Source organism: Aliiroseovarius crassostreae (assembly GCF_001307765.1).
Classification (GTDB): domain Bacteria; phylum Pseudomonadota; class Alphaproteobacteria; order Rhodobacterales; family Rhodobacteraceae; genus Aliiroseovarius; species Aliiroseovarius crassostreae.
The window spans coordinates 223,550-242,457 of the sequence record NZ_LKBA01000004.1; the positions used below are offsets into that span (position 1 = coordinate 223,550).

At 57.2% G+C, this 18,908-nt stretch carries 16 protein-coding genes and 1 tRNA gene; 15 read left to right on the forward strand and 2 right to left on the reverse strand.

The features are described 5' to 3' along the window. The first annotated feature begins 76 nt into the window (after positions 1-76). Both tuf and AKJ29_RS03185 read left to right on the forward strand, forming a co-directional pair. Positions 77-1,252: an elongation factor Tu gene (gene tuf, locus AKJ29_RS03180; RefSeq protein ID WP_055187865.1), complete on the forward strand. Its 1,176-nt coding sequence runs from the start codon at positions 77-79 to the stop codon at positions 1,250-1,252. Positions 1,253-1,433: 181 nt separating this feature from the next. Further along, positions 1,434-1,823 carry a hypothetical protein gene (locus AKJ29_RS03185; protein WP_055187868.1) on the forward strand — a complete coding sequence of 130 codons (390 nt, stop codon included), beginning with the start codon at positions 1,434-1,436 and terminating at the stop codon, positions 1,821-1,823. Here the strand turns inward: AKJ29_RS03185 and AKJ29_RS03190 are convergent. Further along, a complete protein-coding gene (locus tag AKJ29_RS03190; RefSeq protein ID WP_055187870.1) occupies positions 1,810-2,211 on the reverse strand; it encodes a hypothetical protein in 402 nt (133 codons plus the stop codon). The genes AKJ29_RS03185 and AKJ29_RS03190 overlap by 14 nt on opposite strands. Before the next feature lie 200 nt (positions 2,212-2,411). Between AKJ29_RS03190 and AKJ29_RS03195 the strand changes: the two genes are divergently transcribed. The 5 genes from AKJ29_RS03195 (at position 2,412) to rplA (ending at position 5,030) form a co-directional block, all read left to right on the forward strand. Next, positions 2,412-2,487: transfer RNA gene (locus AKJ29_RS03195), tRNA-Trp, on the forward strand. A gap of 137 nt (positions 2,488-2,624) precedes the next feature. After that, positions 2,625-2,816, forward strand: a complete 192-nt coding sequence (secE, locus tag AKJ29_RS03200; protein WP_055187872.1) for a preprotein translocase subunit SecE — start codon at positions 2,625-2,627, stop codon at positions 2,814-2,816. A gap of 219 nt (positions 2,817-3,035) precedes the next feature. Continuing rightward, a complete protein-coding gene (gene nusG, locus AKJ29_RS03205; RefSeq protein WP_055187874.1) occupies positions 3,036-3,572 on the forward strand; it encodes a transcription termination/antitermination protein NusG in 537 nt (178 codons plus the stop codon). 332 nt (positions 3,573-3,904) lie between these two features. Then, positions 3,905-4,330 (forward strand): 50S ribosomal protein L11, encoded by a 426-nt coding sequence (gene rplK / locus AKJ29_RS03215; protein ID WP_055187878.1) that lies wholly within the window; start codon positions 3,905-3,907, stop codon positions 4,328-4,330. A gap of 1 nt (position 4,331) precedes the next feature. After that, complete coding sequence (rplA, locus tag AKJ29_RS03220; protein ID WP_055187880.1) at positions 4,332-5,030, forward strand: 50S ribosomal protein L1; 699 nt, start codon at positions 4,332-4,334, stop codon at positions 5,028-5,030. A gap of 174 nt (positions 5,031-5,204) precedes the next feature. On the opposite strand, the gene AKJ29_RS03225 is transcribed toward rplA, so the two are convergent. After that, positions 5,205-5,969: a class I SAM-dependent methyltransferase gene (locus AKJ29_RS03225; RefSeq protein ID WP_055187882.1), complete on the reverse strand. Its 765-nt coding sequence runs from the start codon at positions 5,967-5,969 to the stop codon at positions 5,205-5,207. A gap of 772 nt (positions 5,970-6,741) precedes the next feature. Between AKJ29_RS03225 and rplJ the strand changes: the two genes are divergently transcribed. The 8 genes from rplJ to rpsG all read left to right on the forward strand — a co-directional run bounded on the left by rplJ (position 6,742) and on the right by rpsG (position 18,892). After that, on the forward strand, positions 6,742-7,254 hold the full coding sequence (rplJ, locus tag AKJ29_RS03230; protein WP_055187884.1) for a 50S ribosomal protein L10: 513 nt from the start codon (positions 6,742-6,744) through the stop codon (positions 7,252-7,254). A 72-nt stretch (positions 7,255-7,326) separates the two neighbouring features. After that, positions 7,327-7,701, forward strand: coding sequence for a 50S ribosomal protein L7/L12 (gene rplL, locus AKJ29_RS03235; RefSeq protein WP_055187886.1), 375 nt, complete (start codon positions 7,327-7,329; stop codon positions 7,699-7,701). Positions 7,702-7,977: 276 nt separating this feature from the next. Beyond that, positions 7,978-12,114: a DNA-directed RNA polymerase subunit beta gene (rpoB, locus tag AKJ29_RS03240; RefSeq protein ID WP_055187888.1), complete on the forward strand. Its 4,137-nt coding sequence runs from the start codon at positions 7,978-7,980 to the stop codon at positions 12,112-12,114. Between the two features lie 50 nt (positions 12,115-12,164). Next, entirely contained in the window at positions 12,165-16,433 is a 4,269-nt protein-coding gene (rpoC, locus tag AKJ29_RS03245) for a DNA-directed RNA polymerase subunit beta' (protein ID WP_055187890.1), read from the forward strand. Between the two features lie 249 nt (positions 16,434-16,682). Then, on the forward strand, positions 16,683-16,826 hold the full coding sequence (locus AKJ29_RS19605) for a hypothetical protein (protein WP_161805369.1): 144 nt from the start codon (positions 16,683-16,685) through the stop codon (positions 16,824-16,826). Between the two features lie 22 nt (positions 16,827-16,848). Continuing rightward, positions 16,849-17,760, forward strand: a complete 912-nt coding sequence (locus AKJ29_RS03250) for a DMT family transporter (RefSeq protein WP_314732186.1) — start codon at positions 16,849-16,851, stop codon at positions 17,758-17,760. 277 nt (positions 17,761-18,037) lie between these two features. Further along, on the forward strand, positions 18,038-18,409 hold the full coding sequence (rpsL, locus tag AKJ29_RS03255; protein WP_055187893.1) for a 30S ribosomal protein S12: 372 nt from the start codon (positions 18,038-18,040) through the stop codon (positions 18,407-18,409). Positions 18,410-18,421: 12 nt separating this feature from the next. After that, positions 18,422-18,892 carry a 30S ribosomal protein S7 gene (gene rpsG, locus AKJ29_RS03260; protein WP_055187895.1) on the forward strand — a complete coding sequence of 157 codons (471 nt, stop codon included), beginning with the start codon at positions 18,422-18,424 and terminating at the stop codon, positions 18,890-18,892. The last annotated feature ends 16 nt before the right edge of the window (positions 18,893-18,908 follow it).

An 18,908-nucleotide genomic window follows, 5' to 3' on the forward strand; every position in this document is an offset into this window, starting at 1 on the left:
CCTCAACCAAGTAACGAGCGCGCGATGATGAACCTAAGGGGCTGTTTCGGTCCCTCCAAGTACAAGGCAAGGCGTAATGGCTAAGGAAAAGTTTGAACGCGGTAAACCGCACGTAAACATCGGCACCATTGGTCACGTTGACCACGGCAAGACGACACTGACCGCAGCGATCACCAAGTATTTTGGTGACTTCAAAGCCTACGACCAGATCGACGGCGCGCCGGAAGAGAAAGCCCGCGGGATCACCATCTCGACCGCGCACGTTGAGTATGAGACCGACGCGCGTCACTACGCCCACGTTGACTGCCCGGGTCACGCTGACTACGTGAAGAACATGATCACCGGCGCCGCGCAGATGGACGGTGGTATCCTGGTTGTGAACGCAGCTGACGGCCCGATGCCGCAGACCCGCGAGCACATCCTGCTGGCGCGTCAGGTTGGTGTGCCTGCTCTGGTTGTCTTCATGAACAAAGTTGACCAGGTTGACGACGAAGAGCTGCTTGAGCTGGTTGAAATGGAAGTTCGTGAACTGATGAACGAATACGACTTCCCGGGCGACGACATGCCGATCATCGCGGGTTCCGCGCTGGCCGCCATGGAAGGCCGTGATCCGGAAATCGGTGAGAACAAGATCCGCGAACTGATGGCCGCTGTTGACGACTACATCCCGACCCCGGATCGTCCGATTGACGGTGACTTCCTGCTGCCGATCGAAGACGTGTTCTCGATCTCGGGCCGTGGTACCGTTGTGACCGGTCGTGTGGAACGTGGCGTGATCAACGTTGGCGACTCGATCGAAATCGTTGGCCTGAAAGACACCCAGACCACCACCTGTACCGGTGTTGAAATGTTCCGCAAACTGCTGGATCGCGGTGAAGCTGGTGACAACGTTGGCGTTCTGCTGCGCGGTATCGACCGTGAGAAAGTTGAGCGTGGCCAGGTTCTGTGTAAGCCGGGTTCGGTTAACCCGCACACCAAGTTCGAAGCTGAGGTCTACATCCTGACCAAGGAAGAAGGCGGCCGTCACACCCCGTTCTTCGCGAACTACCGTCCGCAATTCTACTTCCGCACCACCGACGTGACCGGCACCGTTCAGCTGCCGGAAGGCACCGAAATGGTGATGCCGGGCGACAACCTGAAGTTCAACGTTGAACTGATCGCGCCGATCGCAATGGAAGAAAAACTGCGCTTCGCCATCCGCGAAGGCGGCCGCACCGTCGGCTCCGGCGTTGTGTCGAAAATCGTTGAGTAAGATTAAATTCCCCTCGGGAATTTGACCTGGCGGCAGGTGAATTGCGCAGCAAATCACCGAGAGCCTGATCGACGAAAGAATAGAAGGGCCGCTCATTGAGCGGCCCTTTTCTTATTTGGTCACAGGAACGCAATGTTAACTCTCTTGAGGATAGAAATGTCTCAAAAAGGGCCTGTTTGCGATGGTGCGTTTTTCTCAGGATTTTTTGTGGGCGGCGGGTCTTGGTTTCCTGGCGTTTCATCTGGCGTTCCGCGCGCACTATGAATTTGTATGGACCGATCTCTACGACATGCATCCTTTGCTGGAACTGTTATGGGCAGGACCAGTCTTGATTGCCGCCTGTTATGTGCAAGTCGTCCTGCATCTGTGGTTCGCGTGGTGGCGGACAGGGGCGCATGCGGCGCATATTGTCGCCGCAGCGCTGGTTTTTGGGGTTTACTGGACCACGTCTTACCCGGTGCTCACGGCAGCAATGTGGCGCATGGGGCAGTTCCCGGAGTATCGCGTGTTCATTTTTAGCTATATGTCAGATGGCGGGTGGCCACCGGAAAGATGGCCTATGCAACAGTGACCTCGAAGCTTGGTTTGTTCCAGAAAGTTAGGATTGGATAGGCGTAAGTTACTTCAAAGATGACCTTTGTCTTTCCATACCATTCGCCGAGGCTAAATTGCCAATCGCCGTCGCCATTTGAGGCAACTGCGGTTGATGGGCCTTGCAGGTCTGGAGCAACTGCAATTTTAATCCCATAGTCATTATCAGAACTTGTTGCGGCTGTTGTCCAAGAGACGGTGTACGTTTGCCCCTTCTCAATTTCCAAGTCCATTTCCAAGATCTTATAGTTACCCGCTGATCCTGATTCTACGGAACCAGAGGCCGTTCCCTTGCACTGGAGGGATGTCTTGCGAACGGCCTTGGAAATTGCACTGTGCAGCGACTTACCTTTAAATTCGTATTGCATGTCTTTTCTCCTACATTGGAGACAGACATAAGCTTCATGTGTTCATGTGTTCATGTGTTCATGTGTTCATGTGGTGTTCAATTGTAGTGCTCTCCGTTAATTGGTCGGTAAGTGAACTGGTCCGGGTTCAGTTGTTGCGATTTTCACCACGCACCCCCTTGCGCCCCCGTTCGACTTGTCGTAATCCAACACCCGGCCTTAGGGGTATAGCTCAGTTGGTAGAGCGACGGTCTCCAAAACCGTAGGTCGCGGGTTCGAACCCTGCTGCCCCTGCCATTTCCCTTCATCGGTGATATTTTCAACCTGCCGCGTGCTATGATGCAGGCAATTGCGTGCTCTGTGCACGGGTGGGCTTGAAAATCCCGCACGCTTTGCGTATTTCACCGCCTGACCCTTTAAGTCTGAGAGAAAACATGACCAATCCGCTTCAATTCATCCAGCAAGTGCGCGCTGAGGTTTCCAAGGTTGTCTGGCCGAGCCGCCGTGAGGTGCTGCTGACCACGGCTATGGTCTTTGTGCTGGCCTCGCTGACGGCCCTGTTCTTTTCGGTGGTGGATCTGGGGATCCGCAGCGCACTGACCGCTGTTCTGGGCATGTTTAGCTGATCGTTTCGCCGGACCTTTGGTTCTGCGAAACTTCGGGTGCCCTCTTGAATTCCCTTGATTTCACGGGTAGTCCGGGCGCTATAACAGATAGGGGCGTGCGGCGAATCAAGTTGCACGCCGCTTTTTTATTCCCGGTCGTCTGACCCCGCAGGTGAAGGCGGTGACGGGAGGATATGGGCGGTTTCCGCCCCAACGTGATGATATTGAGACGAGGCTGAAATGGCGAAACGCTGGTATTCGGTAAGTGTGCTGTCGAACTTCGAAAAGAAGATCGCCGAACAGATTCGTTCGGAAGTGATCGAGAAGGGTCTTGAGGACCAGATCGACGAAGTGCTGGTGCCGACCGAAGAAGTGATCGAAGTGCGTCGCGGCAAGAAAGTGACCTCGGAACGCCGCTTCATGCCGGGGTATGTTCTGGTTCACATGGAAATGTCGGATGAGGGCTATCACCTGATCAACTCGATCAACCGCGTCACCGGCTTCCTTGGTCCGCAGGGCCGCCCGATGCCGATGCGCGATGCAGAGGTGCAAGGTATTCTGGGACGTGCCGAGGAAGGCAATGCCGAGGCGCCGAAACTGCTGATCAGCTTTGAAGTGGGTGAGAAGGTCAATGTGACCGACGGTCCGTTTGAAGGCTTTGATGGCACTGTCGAAGAGGTGGACGAGGACGGGCAGCGCCTCAAGGTTTCCGTTTCGATCTTTGGCCGCGCCACCCCGGTGGAACTGGAATACACTCAGGTGTCGAAACAGGCCTGATCAGTCAGGGGCGTCTGGTTGGCATCAGGTTTGCACCAGGTTTGTGTTTGGCAGACGAACAAGAGTTACGAGGCAGGTGGCGACACCTGCCTTTTTCATTTGGGGGGGCGGTAGGGCAGGCTGTGCATTGCCTGGCTTCAATTCCCACCCGGTTTTTCCCAAAATCACTTGCGTCCTGTCCGTGATCAGTGTATCGGCACCCATCGCGTCCCGGATCCCGCATCCGGGCGTGTTCTTTTGCGTGGAAGGGAAAGGGTCGCGGCCCGGCACCGGACCACGGCAATGAAAGGCAAGGGGACGCGTCCCTGAGCTGTTGTTAAAGGAGAAGCCAAATGGCTAAAAAAGTAGCTGGCACCATGAAACTGCAGGTTCCTGCAGGTCAAGCCAACCCGTCGCCGCCCGTCGGCCCCGCGCTGGGTCAGCGCGGCATCAACATCATGGAATTCTGCAAGGCCTTCAACGCGAAGACCCAGGAACTGGATGCTGGCGCCCCGTGCCCGACCGTGATCACCTATTATCAGGACAAGTCCTTCACCATGGACATCAAGACGCCGCCCGCGTCCTATTTCCTGAAAAAAGCTGCCAAGCTGAAATCCGGTGCCAATACCCCGGGTCGTGAGACCGTGGGTTCGGTGACCGCCGCTCAGGTGAAAGAAATCGCCGAAGCGAAAATGAAAGATCTGAACGCGAACGACATCGACGCCGCAATGCAGATCATCCTGGGCTCTGCCCGCTCCATGGGCATCGAGGTGAAGTAAGATGGCGAAACTGGGTAAACGCACCAAAGCCGCTCGCGAAGCATTCGCCGGCAAAGAAAACCTGACCGTGGAAGATGCTGTTGCTCTGGTGAAGGGCAATGCTTCGGCCAAGTTTGACGAAACCGTGGAAATCGCCCTGAACCTGGGCGTTGACACCCGTCACGCAGACCAGATGGTGCGCGGTGTGGTTGGCCTGCCGAACGGCACCGGCAAAACCATGCGCGTTGCTGTCTTCGCCCGTGGCCCGAAAGCTGAAGAAGCTCAGGCCGCTGGGGCAGACATCGTTGGCGCCGAAGACCTCATGGAGTCGATCCAGGGCGGCAACATCGATTTCGATCGCTGCATTGCAACCCCGGACATGATGCCGGTTGTTGGTCGCCTGGGTAAGATCCTCGGCCCGCGCAACCTGATGCCGAACCCCAAGGTTGGCACCGTGACCATGGATGTGAAAGCCGCCGTGGAAGCCGCCAAAGGTGGTGAAGTGCAGTTCAAAGCCGAAAAAGGCGGTGTTGTGCACGCAGGCGTTGGCAAAGTGTCCTTCGACGAAGCCAAGCTGGTTGAAAACGTGCGCGCCTTTGTGGGTGCTGTTCAAAAAGCCAAGCCGTCGGGTGCCAAAGGCGCCTACATGAAAAAGGTTGTTCTGACCTCGACCATGGGCCCGAGCGTTACGCTCGACATTGATAACGCAACCGGCAACTAAAACATGTCGCGCAAAACCGGGCACCGGATTTGCGCGGCTTGGATATGCAAAATCAAGAAGTTGGACAAGAAGTTGGAGTGGGCCGCGTGTCCGCGACGCTCTCTGAGCCACGCGAAGTTATGATTAAGGGCGTCCTTCCGGGCGCCCTTTTTTGTCCCCCCCCCCCCAGACAGGTCAGGACTTTTTCGTGACCAGCACCCGGGCGGATTTCGGGGTGAATTCCTCATCCAACGCCTGTACGTCCCCATAGGCCTGAAGCTCGGCCATCGTGCGTTCATATGTCCGTTTGCGGACGTCCAGGATGATCTGCCCGCCTGGCTTCACGGAGTCACGGAAGAAGGCGGCATAGGTGCTCCAGGGGTAGTGGAACCCGCAGGAAATGAAGCTTACGGCCATATCCTGATTTTTCACCTTTTCCACGGAGCTTTTGAGTGGGTTAATCGTCGTAATCTTGCTTTTGGCAACGCCATTGTCGGTCAGGAACTTTTTGGCGACATCAAGGTTCGAGTAGGCAGAGCCTCTTTCCTTAAAGCCGAAATGACGATCTTCCGAGCTTTCCAGATCAATCAGGGTCAGTTTGCATTTGAAGTCCCGCGCGAGAAACAGGTCAAAGATTGCATAGCCACACCCGATATCCGTCACGGCTTTTGGAGGGGAGCTCTCAAGCACCGGCTTGAGTTCTTGATATTCGAGATGAATGAAGGCGATCGCACGTCGAATAAGCGTTTTGGCTCCCATTTCCTCGATGACTTCAAGAAGAGGGGCGTCATTCCCGTTTGACCATTTCCTGATAAGTTGATGTCGCTGTGGGTGGTCCATGATGATTGCGGACCGTTGAAGGATCAGGTTCAGCACGTCTGTTTGTGAGAAGGCTGAGATGTTCAGGGACGCAATGGTGTCTGTGTCTGCGGCCTGTACTGCGGTGTCGAAAGAAATCATCGGATCTGCCTGTTTTGATGTGTTCTCTTGGAGGCCTGTGTGAACACTATTATGTGAAAATAATGGTAAACGGTGGGGCAGTCCTGTCAATAAAGCGTTTCGGGATAAGCCGCGACACATAATTTATTCCGAAACGCCCACGACATTGATATCTCTTGCGGCCTTTCGATTTTCCCTGATGTCAGGTTGGGGCGTATCGCGCAAAACGGGGCACTGGTTTTGCGTTCCGCGGACATGCAAAATCAAGAACTCAAGTGGGTCGCGTGAATGGAATAAACGCGACGCGCTCTGAAACTGAACTGCTTTAGTTGAGTGTTGATATGGTGGGGCGTGTGCGATCCAGTCAAATGCCAGGTCGGCCTGGGTGACGGGCGGTTTGTGAATGATTCTGTATGTGCTATGGTCGGCGAAAGCTTCCAATCCGCATATGTCTTGCGAATTGCATTATGGGGGTTGGAAAACCAGCCCGAACCCTCTAGAGACACACTTGCAACCCAGCGTGCGATTCGTCGTGCGCTGTTTTGTGTTTCGTCCGAGACGGTGGGTGACCCCGGCGGATCAGATGCGGGCCAGCCGAGGTTGGCCCTCATGGGATGCGCAAGGATCATAATTCCTGCCTGAGACGGGAAATGGACAAAAGAATTCTCTTGGCTGGCTCAGCCCTGGGGCGATTTTGCGAAGGACCCGTAAAGGACCCGATTGCCGGGTTTTCTCATGAAAATCTGGTGAAATATGAGCCGGGGGGCTTGCCCCCCATACTTGGAGTGAAACTGTGGATAGAGCACAAAAAGAGAAGCTGGTCGACGAACTCGGCCAAATCTTTGAAAGCTCTGGCGTTGTAGTGGTTGCCCACTACACGGGTATGACAGTTGCTGAAATGCAAGACCTGCGTTCGCAAATGCGCGAAGCTGGCGGGTCGGTGCGTGTTGCCAAGAACAGGCTCGCCAAAATCGCTCTGGAAGGTAAGCCGGCCGCTTCGATCGCCGACCTCCTTTCGGGCATGACCGTTCTTGCCTATTCCGAAGATCCTGTGGCTGCTGCCAAGGTGATGGACGCATACGCCAAGACCAACGACAAGTTGGAAATCCTTGGTGGTGCAATGGGCGAGACCGCTCTGGATCTGGCTGGTGTGAAAGCCGTTGCCGCTATGCCGTCGCGTGAAGAGCTTATCGCTTCGATCGTGGGCTGCATTGGCGCACCTGCTTCGAACATCGCTGGGGCCATTGGCGCACCTGCTTCGAACATCGCATCCATTCTCTCGACCATCGAAGAGAAAGCTGCATAAGCAAACTGAAATCCCCGTGTCTGGATACCCCTTACACGTTGGAACACATCTAAATCGAACGGAAACAGTAAAATGGCTGATCTGAAAGCACTCGCCGAAAGCATCGTTGGTCTGACCCTGCTGGAAGCACAAGAACTGAAAACCATCCTCAAAGACGAGTACGGCATCGAGCCGGCTGCTGGTGGCGCTGTTGTTATGGCCGCTGCTGGCGACGCTGGTGGCGCCGCTGAGGAAGAAAAAACCGAATTCGACGTCGTTCTGAAGAACGCCGGCGCTTCGAAAATCAACGTGATCAAAGAAGTTCGCGGCATCACCGGTCTTGGCCTGAAAGAAGCCAAAGAGCTGGTCGAAGCTGGCGGCAAGATCAAAGAAGGCGTGGACAAAGCCGAAGCAGAAGACATCAAAGGCAAGCTGGAAGCAGCTGGCGCCGAAGTCGAACTGGCCTAAGCTTTACGCTTTTAAGGGCGCATATGCCCTTGCAAATACTGGCTGGGCCCGGAGAGATCCGGGTCCAGCCGAACCTGTCTTGGAGAGGGGCCTTCGGGGCCTCGTGAAAACGGCCTGATCGTCCGCGATGCAGGCCCCTCTCCTGGGAAAGGTTCGGACGGGAGGAAACCTTTGGGACGGTTTCCATGAATTGGTCCACCCCCCAATCTCGGACGAGGCGTCACCGGGGACCCGACGGTCGGCGCATCAGTTGAGAACATGAAAGGTAGTTACCGGATGGCGCAGACCTATCTTGGCCAAAAACGCTTGCGTAAATACTACGGTAAAATCCGTGAAGTATTGGAGATGCCGAACCTGATCGAGGTTCAGAAAGCATCCTACGATCTTTTCCTCAAATCCGGCGATCAGCCCCAGCCGATGGACGGCGAAGGCATCAACGCCGTGTTCCAGTCGGTTTTCCCGATCAAGGATTTCAACGAAACCGCCATTCTCGAGTTCGTGAAATACGAACTGGAAACGCCGAAATTCGACGTGGAAGAATGCCAGCAGCGTGACCTGACCTATTCGGCGCCGCTGAAGGTGACCCTGCGTCTGATCGTATTTGATATCGACGAAGATACAGGTGCGAAGTCGGTTAAAGACATCAAGGAACAAGACGTGTTCATGGGCGATATGCCCCTGATGACGCCGAACGGCACCTTTGTCGTGAACGGCACCGAGCGTGTGATCGTGTCTCAGATGCACCGTTCGCCGGGCGTGTTCTTTGACCATGACAAAGGCAAGACCCACTCCTCGGGCAAACTTCTTTTTGCCTGCCGCATCATTCCCTATCGCGGCTCCTGGCTCGATTTCGAATTCGACGCCAAGGACATCGTCTTTGCCCGTATCGACCGTCGCCGCAAACTGCCTGTGACCACCCTGCTTTATGCGCTGGGTCTGGACCAGGAAGGTATCTGTGACGCCTATTACGACACCGTCAACTACAAGCTCGACAAGAACAAGGGGTGGGTTACCAAGTTCTTCCCCGAGCGTGTGGCCGGCACCCGTCCGACCCAGGATCTGGTCGATGCTGCCTCTGGCGAAGTCATTGCCGAAGCTGGTAAAAAGATCACCCCGCGTGCCGTCAAGAAACTGATGGAATCGGGCGAAGTCACCAACCTTCTGGTGCCGTTTGACAGCATCGTTGGCCGCTATGTCGCCCGTGACATCATCAACGAAGAAACCGGCGCGATCTATGTGGAAGCCGGTGACGAGCTGACGCTGGAATATGACAAGGATGGCGAACTGATCGGTGGCTCGCTGAAAGAGCTGCTGGATGCCGGTTTCACCGAGATCCCGGTGCTGGATATCGATAATATCAACGTCGGTCCCTACATCCGCAACACCATGGCCGCGGACAAGAACATGGGTCGCGAAACCGCGCTTATGGATATCTATCGCGTCATGCGCCCGGGTGAGCCGCCCACGGTGGAAGCCGCGTCTGCCCTCTTCGACACGCTGTTCTTCGATTCAGAGCGCTACGACCTGTCGGCCGTTGGTCGCGTGAAGATGAACATGCGTCTTGACCTGGATGCCGAAGACACCCAGCGCACGCTCCGCCGCGAAGACATCATCGCCTGCATCAAGGCGCTGGTGGAGCTGCGTGACGGCAAGGGTGACATCGACGATATCGACCACCTGGGCAACCGTCGTGTGCGCTCGGTCGGTGAGCTGATGGAAAACCAGTATCGCGTGGGTCTCCTGCGCATGGAACGTGCGATCAAGGAACGCATGTCCTCGGTCGAGATCGACACCGTGATGCCGCAGGACCTGATCAACGCGAAACCGGCGGCTGCTGCGGTGCGCGAATTCTTCGGCTCCTCGCAGCTGTCGCAATTCATGGACCAGACCAACCCGCTGTCGGAAGTCACCCATAAACGCCGTCTCTCGGCGCTTGGGCCGGGCGGTCTGACCCGCGAACGTGCAGGTTTTGAGGTGCGTGACGTTCACGCAACCCACTATGGCCGCATGTGTCCGATTGAAACGCCGGAAGGGCCGAACATCGGTCTGATCAACTCGCTGGCCACCTTTGCCCGCGTGAACAAATACGGTTTCATCGAAACCCCGTATCGTAAGGTTGTGGACGGCAAGGTCACCGATGAGGTGAACTACATGTCTGCCACCGAAGAGATGCGTCATACCGTGGCTCAGGCCAACGCGCATCTGGATGCGGATGGTCGTTTCGAGAACGATCTGGTGAACACCCGGAAATCGGGCGAATACACCATGGCGCAGCGCGAAAGCGTTGACCTGATCGACGTGTCGCCAAAACAGCTGGTATCAGTGGCGGCCTCGCTCATCCCGTTCCTTGAAAACGACGACGCCAACCGTGCTCTGATGGGCTCGAACATGCAACGTCAGGCCGTGCCGCTCCTGCGGGCCGAAGCTCCGTTTGTGGGCACCGGTATCGAAGGCAAGGTTGCGATCGACTCAGGCGCGGCCATTCAGGCCAAACGCGGCGGCGTGATCGACCAGGTGGATGCCACCCGGATCGTTGTGCGCGCCACCGAAGACCTGGCCCTGGGCGACGCTGGTGTGGACATCTATCGTCTGCGCAAGTTCCAGCGCTCGAACCAGAACACCTGTATCAACCAGCGTCCGCTGGTGAAGGTGGGCGACAAAGTGTCGAAAGGCGAAGTGATCGCTGACGGCCCGTCGACCGATATGGGCGAACTGGCTCTGGGTAAAAACGTGGTTGTCGCGTTCATGCCCTGGAACGGCTACAACTACGAAGACTCGATCCTGATTTCTGAGCGCATCGCGCGTGACGACGTGTTCACTTCGGTCCATATCGAAGAGTTCGAAGTCGCTGCCCGTGACACCAAGCTTGGGCCGGAAGAAATCACCCGCGACATTCCGAATGTCGGTGAAGAAGCGCTGCGCAACCTCGACGAGGCCGGCATCGTTTACATCGGTGCGGATGTGGAGCCGGGCGACATTCTGGTTGGTAAGATCACCCCCAAAGGCGAAAGCCCGATGACGCCGGAGGAGAAACTCCTGCGCGCCATCTTCGGCGAAAAAGCCTCGGACGTGCGCGACACCTCGCTGCGTGTGAAACCGGGTGACTTCGGCACCGTTGTGGAAGTGCGTGTCTTCAACCGTCATGGTGTGGAAAAAGACGAACGTGCCCTGCAGATCGAGCGTGAAGAGGTCGAAAGCCTTGCCCGCGACCGCGATGACGAGCTGAACATCCTTGAGCGCAACATCTATGCGCGCCTCAAGGGCATGATCCTCGGCAAAGTGGCTGTGAAAGGTCCGAAAGGTGTGAAAGCCGGTTCGACCATCACCGAAGAACTGCTTGAAACCCTGTCGCGCGGTCAGTGGTGGCAGCTCGCCCTTGAGGACGAGGATGACGCCAAGATCGTGGAAGCCCTGAACGAACAGTTCGAGACCCAGAAACGTGCGCTTGAGCACCGTTTTGAAGACAAGGTCGAGAAAGTGCGTCGTGGCGACGATCTGCCGCCGGGTGTGATGAAGATGGTCAAAGTCTTCATCGCCGTGAAGCGTAAGCTTCAGCCGGGTGACAAGATGGCCGGTCGTCACGGGAACAAAGGTGTTATTTCCAAGGTTGTGCCGATGGAAGACATGCCGTTCCTCGCAGACGGGACCCCGGTTGACTTCTGTCTGAACCCGCTTGGCGTGCCGTCGCGGATGAACGTTGGTCAGATCCTTGAAACCCACATGGGTTGGGCCGCACGCGGTCTGGGTCTGAACGTGGATGAAGCCCTGGGTGAATACCGCCGGTCCGGCGACCTGACCCCGGTGCGCGAAGCCATGCGCATCGCCTATGGCGACGATGTCTATGAAGAAGGCATTGTGGGCATGGACGAAGATGAGCTGGTGGATGCCGCAGGCAATGTCACCCGTGGTGTGCCGATTGCAACGCCGGTCTTCGACGGTGCGAAAGAGGCTGACGTGAACGACGCGCTGACCCGCGCCGGTTTCGACACCTCGGGCCAGTCGGTTCTGTTTGACGGTCGCACCGGTGAACAGTTCTCGCGCAAGGTGACGGTGGGTGTGAAATACCTGCTGAAACTGCACCACCTCGTGGATGACAAGATCCACGCGCGTTCGACCGGGCCGTACTCGCTTGTTACCCAGCAGCCGCTGGGCGGTAAGGCGCAGTTCGGTGGCCAGCGCTTCGGTGAGATGGAGGTCTGGGCTCTGGAAGCATATGGCGCGGCTTACACGCTGCAAGAGATGCTGACGGTGAAATCGGATGACGTTGCTGGCCGGACGAAAGTCTATGAAAGCATCGTCAAAGGCGAGGACAATTTCGAAGCTGGCGTGCCGGAATCGTTCAACGTTCTTGTCAAAGAAGTCCGCGGCCTCGGCCTCAACATGGAACTCCTGGATGCGGAGGGGGAGGAGTAAGGCGCCCGCCTTACCCCTCCCACCCTTCCCCTTAGAAAAAGGAACGCAAAATGAACCAGGAATTGACAACCAACCCGTTCAACCCGCTGACCCCGCCGAAGGTTTTCGACGAAATCAAGGTGTCGCTGGCCAGCCCGGAACGGATCCTGTCTTGGTCCTATGGTGAGATCAAGAAACCCGAAACCATCAACTACCGCACGTTCAAACCCGAACGTGACGGCCTGTTCTGTGCGCGTATCTTTGGCCCGATCAAAGATTATGAATGCCTTTGCGGCAAATATAAGCGCATGAAATATCGCGGCGTTGTCTGCGAGAAATGTGGTGTTGAAGTTACCCTTCAAAAGGTCCGCCGCGAGCGTATGGGCCACATCGAACTGGCCGCCCCCGTGGCACATATCTGGTTCCTCAAGTCGCTGCCGTCGCGCATCGGCCTGATGCTGGACATGACGCTCCGTGATCTGGAACGCATTCTTTATTTCGAAAACTACGTGGTGATCGAACCGGGCCTCACCGACCTCACCTACGGTCAGCTGATGACCGAAGAAGAGTTCATGGATGCCCAGGACACTTACGGCATGGACGCCTTCACCGCCAATATCGGTGCGGAAGCCATCCGTGAGATGCTGAGCCAGATTGATCTGGAAGCCGAAGCCGAGCAGCTGCGCGCTGACCTGGCTGAAGCCACCGGCGAGCTGAAGCCCAAGAAGATCATCAAGCGTCTGAAGATCGTTGAATCGTTCCTTGAATCGGGCAACCGCCCCGAGTGGATGATCATGACCGTTGTGCCGGTGATCCCGCCAGAGCTGCGCCCGCTGGTGCCGCTGGATGGGGGCCGTTTCGCGACCTCGGATCTCAATGATCTCTATCGCCGCGTGATCAACCGGAACAACCGTCTGAAGCGCCTGATCGAACTGCGTGCGCCCGATATCATCGTGCGCAACGAAAAGCGGATGCTGCAGGAATCTGTGGATGCGCTGTTCGACAACGGCCGCCGTGGCCGCGTGATCACCGGCGCCAACAAGCGTCCGCTGAAATCGCTTTCCGACATGCTGAAGGGTAAGCAGGGTCGCTTCCGTCAGAACCTTTTGGGAAAACGCGTCGACTTCTCGGGTCGTTCGGTCATTGTGACCGGCCCGGAACTCAAGCTGCACCAATGTGGTCTGCCGAAGAAGATGGCGCTCGAACTGTTCAAGCCGTTCATCTATTCACGTCTCGAAGCCAAAGGCCTGTCTTCCACCGTGAAGCAAGCCAAGAAGCTGGTGGAAAAAGAGCGTCCCGAAGTGTGGGATATCCTTGATGAGGTGATCCGCGAACACCCGGTCATGCTGAACCGTGCGCCCACGCTGCACCGTCTTGGCATCCAGGCGTTTGAGCCGATCCTGATCGAAGGCAAAGCGATCCAGCTGCACCCGCTTGTCTGTTCTGCGTTCAACGCTGACTTCGACGGCGACCAGATGGCTGTTCACGTGCCGCTCTCGCTGGAAGCCCAGCTGGAAGCCCGTGTGCTGATGATGTCGACCAACAACGTGCTGTCGCCCGCCAACGGCGCGCCGATCATCGTTCCGTCGCAGGACATGATCCTTGGCCTCTACTACATTTCGATGGAGCGTGAGGGCATGAAAGGCGAAGGCATGATCTTTGCCGACGTGGATGAGGTGATCCACGCGCTTGACGCTGGTGAAGTGCATCTGCACGCCAAGGTCACTGCCCGCATTCCGCAGGTGGATGCCGAAGGCAACACCGTGATGGTGCGCTTTGAAACCACGCCAGGCCGGGTCCGTCTTGGTGCTCTGCTGCCGCAGAACAACAAGGCCCCGTTTGAGCTGGTGAACCGTCTTCTGCGGAAGAAGGAAGTGCAGCAGGTCATCGACACCGTCTACCGTTACTGTGGCCAGAAAGAGTCGGTTATCTTCTGTGACCAGATCATGTCCATGGGCTTCAAAGAAGCGTTCAAGGCTGGCATCTCGTTCGGTAAAGACGACATGGTTATCCCCGACAACAAGTGGGAACTCGTCGACGAAACCCGTGACCAGGTGAAGGGGTTCGAACAGCAGTATATGGACGGTCTCATCACCCTTGGCGAGAAATACAACAAGGTGGTCGATGCCTGGTCGAAATGTAACGACAAGGTCACCGACGCGATGATGGGCACCATCTCGGCCAATAAGCGCGACGAAAATGGCGCCGAAATGGAACCGAACTCGGTTTACATGATGGCCCACTCCGGTGCGCGTGGTTCTGTCACCCAGATGAAACAGCTGGGCGGGATGCGCGGCCTGATGGCGAAACCGTCGGGTGAGATTATCGAAACGCCGATTATCTCGAACTTTAAAGAAGGTCTGACCGTGCTCGAGTACTTCAACTCGACCCACGGTGCCCGTAAGGGTCTGTCGGATACCGCTCTGAAAACCGCAAACTCCGGTTACCTGACCCGTCGTCTGGTGGACGTGGCACAAGACTGCATCGTGCGCGAAGTGGATTGTGGCACCGAAAACGCGATCACCGTGGAAGCGGCCGTGAATGACGGTGAAGTTGTGTCGTCGCTGGGCGAACGTGTTCTGGGGCGCGTGGCGGCCGACGACATGATCAAGCCGGGCACGGACGAGGTGATGGTCGCCAAAGGCGAGCTGATCGACGAACGCAAGGCCGATATGATCGAAGAAAGCGGCATCGCTGCCGTGCGCATTCGCAGCCCGCTGACCTGTGAGGCAGAAGAAGGCGTCTGCGCCAACTGCTATGGCCGTGACCTGGCCCGCGGCACCCGCGTGAACGTGGGTGAAGCCGTCGGCATCATCGCAGCCCAGTCGATCGGTGAACCCGGCACGCAGCTGACCATGCGGACCTTCCACATCGGTGGGGTTGCACAAGGTGGCCAGCAGTCGTTCCAGGAAGCCAACCAGGAAGGCAAGATCGAGTATCGCAACGCCAATATCCTGGAAGATCGCCACGGCGACACCATTGTCATGGGCCGCAACATGGTTGTTGCCATTGTCGATGACAACGGCGTGGAACGGGCGGCCTTCAAACCGGGCTATGGTGCGAAACTGTTTGTCAAGAACGGGGCCACTGTGTCGCGTGGTGACAAGCTGTTTGAATGGGACCCGTTCACCCTTCCGGTGATCGCCGAGAAAGATGGTAAGGCCAAGTTCCTCGACCTGACCTCCGGGATCTCGGTGCGGGACGAAACCGATGATGCCACCGGCATGACGCAGAAAATCGTGACCGACTGGCGTGCTGCGCCGAAGGGCAACGAGCTGAAGCCGGAAATCATCGTGGTGGACGAAAACGGCGAACCCGTGCGCAATGATGCGGGCAACCCGGTTGCCTACACTATGTCGGTGGATGCCATTCTGTCGGTCGAAGATGGTCAGTCGGTGAAAGCCGGTGACATCGTCGCGCGTATCCCGCGCGAAGGGTCGAAGACCAAGGACATCACCGGTGGTCTGCCGCGTGTTGCCGAACTTTTCGAAGCCCGTCGTCCGAAAGATCACGCGATCATCGCTGAGATTGATGGTTACGTGCGCTTTGGCCGCGACTACAAGAACAAGCGTCGCATCTCGATCGAGCCGGCTGATGAGGGCCAAGAGGCCGTCGAATACATGGTGCCCAAGGGCAAGCACATTCCGGTTGCGGAAGGTGACTTCATCCAGAAGGGCGAATATCTGATGGACGGTAACCCCGCACCGCACGATATTCTGGCTGTTATGGGTGTTGAGGCCCTGGCCAACTACATGATCGACGAAGTTCAGGACGTGTATCGTCTGCAGGGCGTGAAGATCAACGACAAGCATATTGAAGTGATCGTGCGCCAGATGTTGCAGAAGTGGGAGATCTCGGATTCGGGTGAGACCACGCTGCTCAAGGGCGAACATGTGGACAAGGCCGAGTTTGACGCGGCAAACGAGAAAGCATCGCGCGAAGGGCGTCGCCTGGCATCGGGTGAACCGATCCTGCTTGGCATCACCAAAGCGTCGCTGCAGACCCGGTCGTTCATTTCGGCCGCCTCGTTCCAGGAGACCACCCGCGTTCTGACCGAGGCATCGGTCCAGGGCAAACGCGACAAGCTGGTTGGCCTCAAGGAAAACGTCATCGTTGGTCGCCTGATCCCGGCCGGGACCGGTGGGGCCACCCAGGACGTGCGCCGCGTGGCCCAGGCCCGCGACAACAAGGTGATCGAAGAGGCCCGCGCCGAGGCCGAACAGGCCGCGATGCTGGTCGCACCGGTCGAGGACGCTGCGTCTGTATTCGGTTCGGATGTCGAGGAAGATGATCTCGGCCTGATCGACACCCCGGAAATGGGTGGCGACGAGCAGCCCTGATCTGGGTGATCCAACCTGAAAACATGCAAAAAGCCCCGCCTTTCGGTGGGGCTTTTTCTATGGGGGATGTGTCCCCTCCGAGGGCCGCGCTCGTTTGCGTAAGGGGGACGGGCCGGGGGCGGTGGCGGGCGTGAAGAGGGGCGCTGCCCCTCGCGGCGAGGCCGCTCACCCCGAGGTATTTGAGGCAAGAAAAAGGAGGCGCGGGGAAGGTCATCTCCGACCGGGCGCGGTGGGCAGGATCTGTCGTGATTGGGCTGGCGTGCAAGGGGTGGATTGTTAAAGCGCTTCCATATTACGTTGAAACTTCGTGATGTGGAAACGCTGCGCATGCTGCAAGGATGGTGGGCGTTTCCAGTTATTGCTGTGATCCAACAAGAACTGGAAACGCTTTAACAGTCTGAGAAAGGATCGTGTAATGGCCCTGAGCGACAATATGAAAGGCGCGGTGTTCATGACCGCGGCGATGACCTGCTACACGCTGAACGACGTGTGTGTGAAGCTGATGCTGGACGGGATGCCGCTGGGGCAGACCGTGACACTGCGCGGGGTGATTGCGGTGGCTTTGATGTATGTCGTCGGGCGCTATCTGGGGGTCCTTCGCTTCAACCTGCCCTGGCGTGAATGGATGTTGATCGGTTTGCGCGCCGGGGCCGAAATCACTGTGACCTACTGTTTTCTGACGGCTCTTTACAACATGCCGATTGCCAATGTGACAGCGATCATACAGGCCGTGCCGCTGACGGTGGCGCTGGCGGCCTGGGCGGTTTTGGGGGAGCCGCTTGGCTGGCGGCGCCTTGTGGCTATCCTTGTGGGATTTGTTGGTGTCTTGTTGATTGTCCAGCCGGGGGGTGAGGGGTTTTCGGTCTGGTCGATTTATGCGCTGGCGGCGGTGGCGCTGATCACATTGCGCGACCTGATCGTGCGGCGGATGGATCCGGCGACCCCGTCCACGACGGTGGCGTTCCTGACCGCCATTGCCATCACTGTGGGATTTTCGGTTCTGTCCATCGGTGAGGACTGGGCCGGGGTGGATGCGGCTTCGGCGGGCCTGTTGGTTTTGGCGGCAGGGTTCATCACCATGGGATATCTGCTGTCGGTTATGGTGATGCGGGTGGGGGATATTGGGTTCATCGCGCCGTTTCGCTATGCGGGGCTGGTGGTGGCGCTGATCACCGGGCTGTTGATTTTTGGCGACTGGCCGGGTGGGGTCACGCTGCTGGGAGCGGCGATTGTGGTGGGCACGGGATTGTTCACCCTATATCGCGAGCGGTTGGCGGGCCGTCAGCTGTGCAAACGGGGGCAGGGCGGTGTGACGGCGGCCAATTAGGGGCATGCTGTTGACAGGGGGGGCGACTCTGTTTATACGCGCGAGCATCCAGCAAAGGGGAAGACCCCTGCGCACTTACAGGAATTGTGGGATCAAGACCGGAACTGCTTTGAAGAACCGGCCCTCTGTGAACCAACCGCGACGTTTGCCTCGGTAAGGAAACGCTCGCGGATTTTCGCTTTGTGAGGATCGTCATGATCCTGTCATGCGAAGAAGATTTAACCGCGTGGGGCCTTGGCCTTGCGTAGACGAAGTTGAGAAACGGGAAACGAGCCCTATGCCAACGATCCAACAGCTGATCCGCAAACCGCGTCAGCCCAAAGTCAAGCGTTCCAAGTCGCAGCACCTGGAATCTTGCCCCCAAAAGCGCGGTGTTTGCACCCGCGTTTACACCACGACCCCGAGAAAGCCGAACTCGGCTATGCGTAAAGTTGCGAAGGTTCGCCTGACCAACGGTTTCGAGGTGATCTCCTACATCCCCGGTGAAAGCCACAACCTGCAAGAGCACTCGGTTGTTCTGATCCGTGGCGGTCGTGTGAAAGACCTTCCGGGTGTCCGTTATCACATTCTGCGTGGTGTGTTGGATACCCAAGGCGTCAAAGACCGTAAGCAACGTCGTTCGAAATACGGCGCCAAGCGTCCGAAGTAAGGAGAGTCTGATATGTCTCGTCGTCACGCCGCTGAGAAGCGCCAAGTACTGCCCGACGCCAAATATGGTGATGTAGTTCTTTCGAAATTCATGAACAACCTGATGATCGACGGCAAAAAGTCGGTCGCAGAGAAAATTGTCTACAATGCGCTGGATCGCATCGAAGACAAAGTCAAGCGTGCCCCGGTGGAGCTGTTCCACGAAGCGCTCGACAACATCAAACCCTCGGTTGAGGTTCGTTCGCGCCGCGTTGGTGGTGCAACCTACCAGGTTCCGGTTGAAGTGCGCCCCGAGCGCCGCGAAGCCCTGGCCATCCGCTGGTTGATCAAAGCGGCCCGTGCCCGCAATGAAAACACCATGGAAGAGCGCCTTGCAGGTGAACTTCTGGATGCCGTGAACTCGCGCGGTACTGCTGTTAAGAAACGCGAAGACACCCATAAAATGGCCGACGCCAACAAAGCGTTCAGCCATTATCGCTGGTAACGCCAAGGAAGGACGA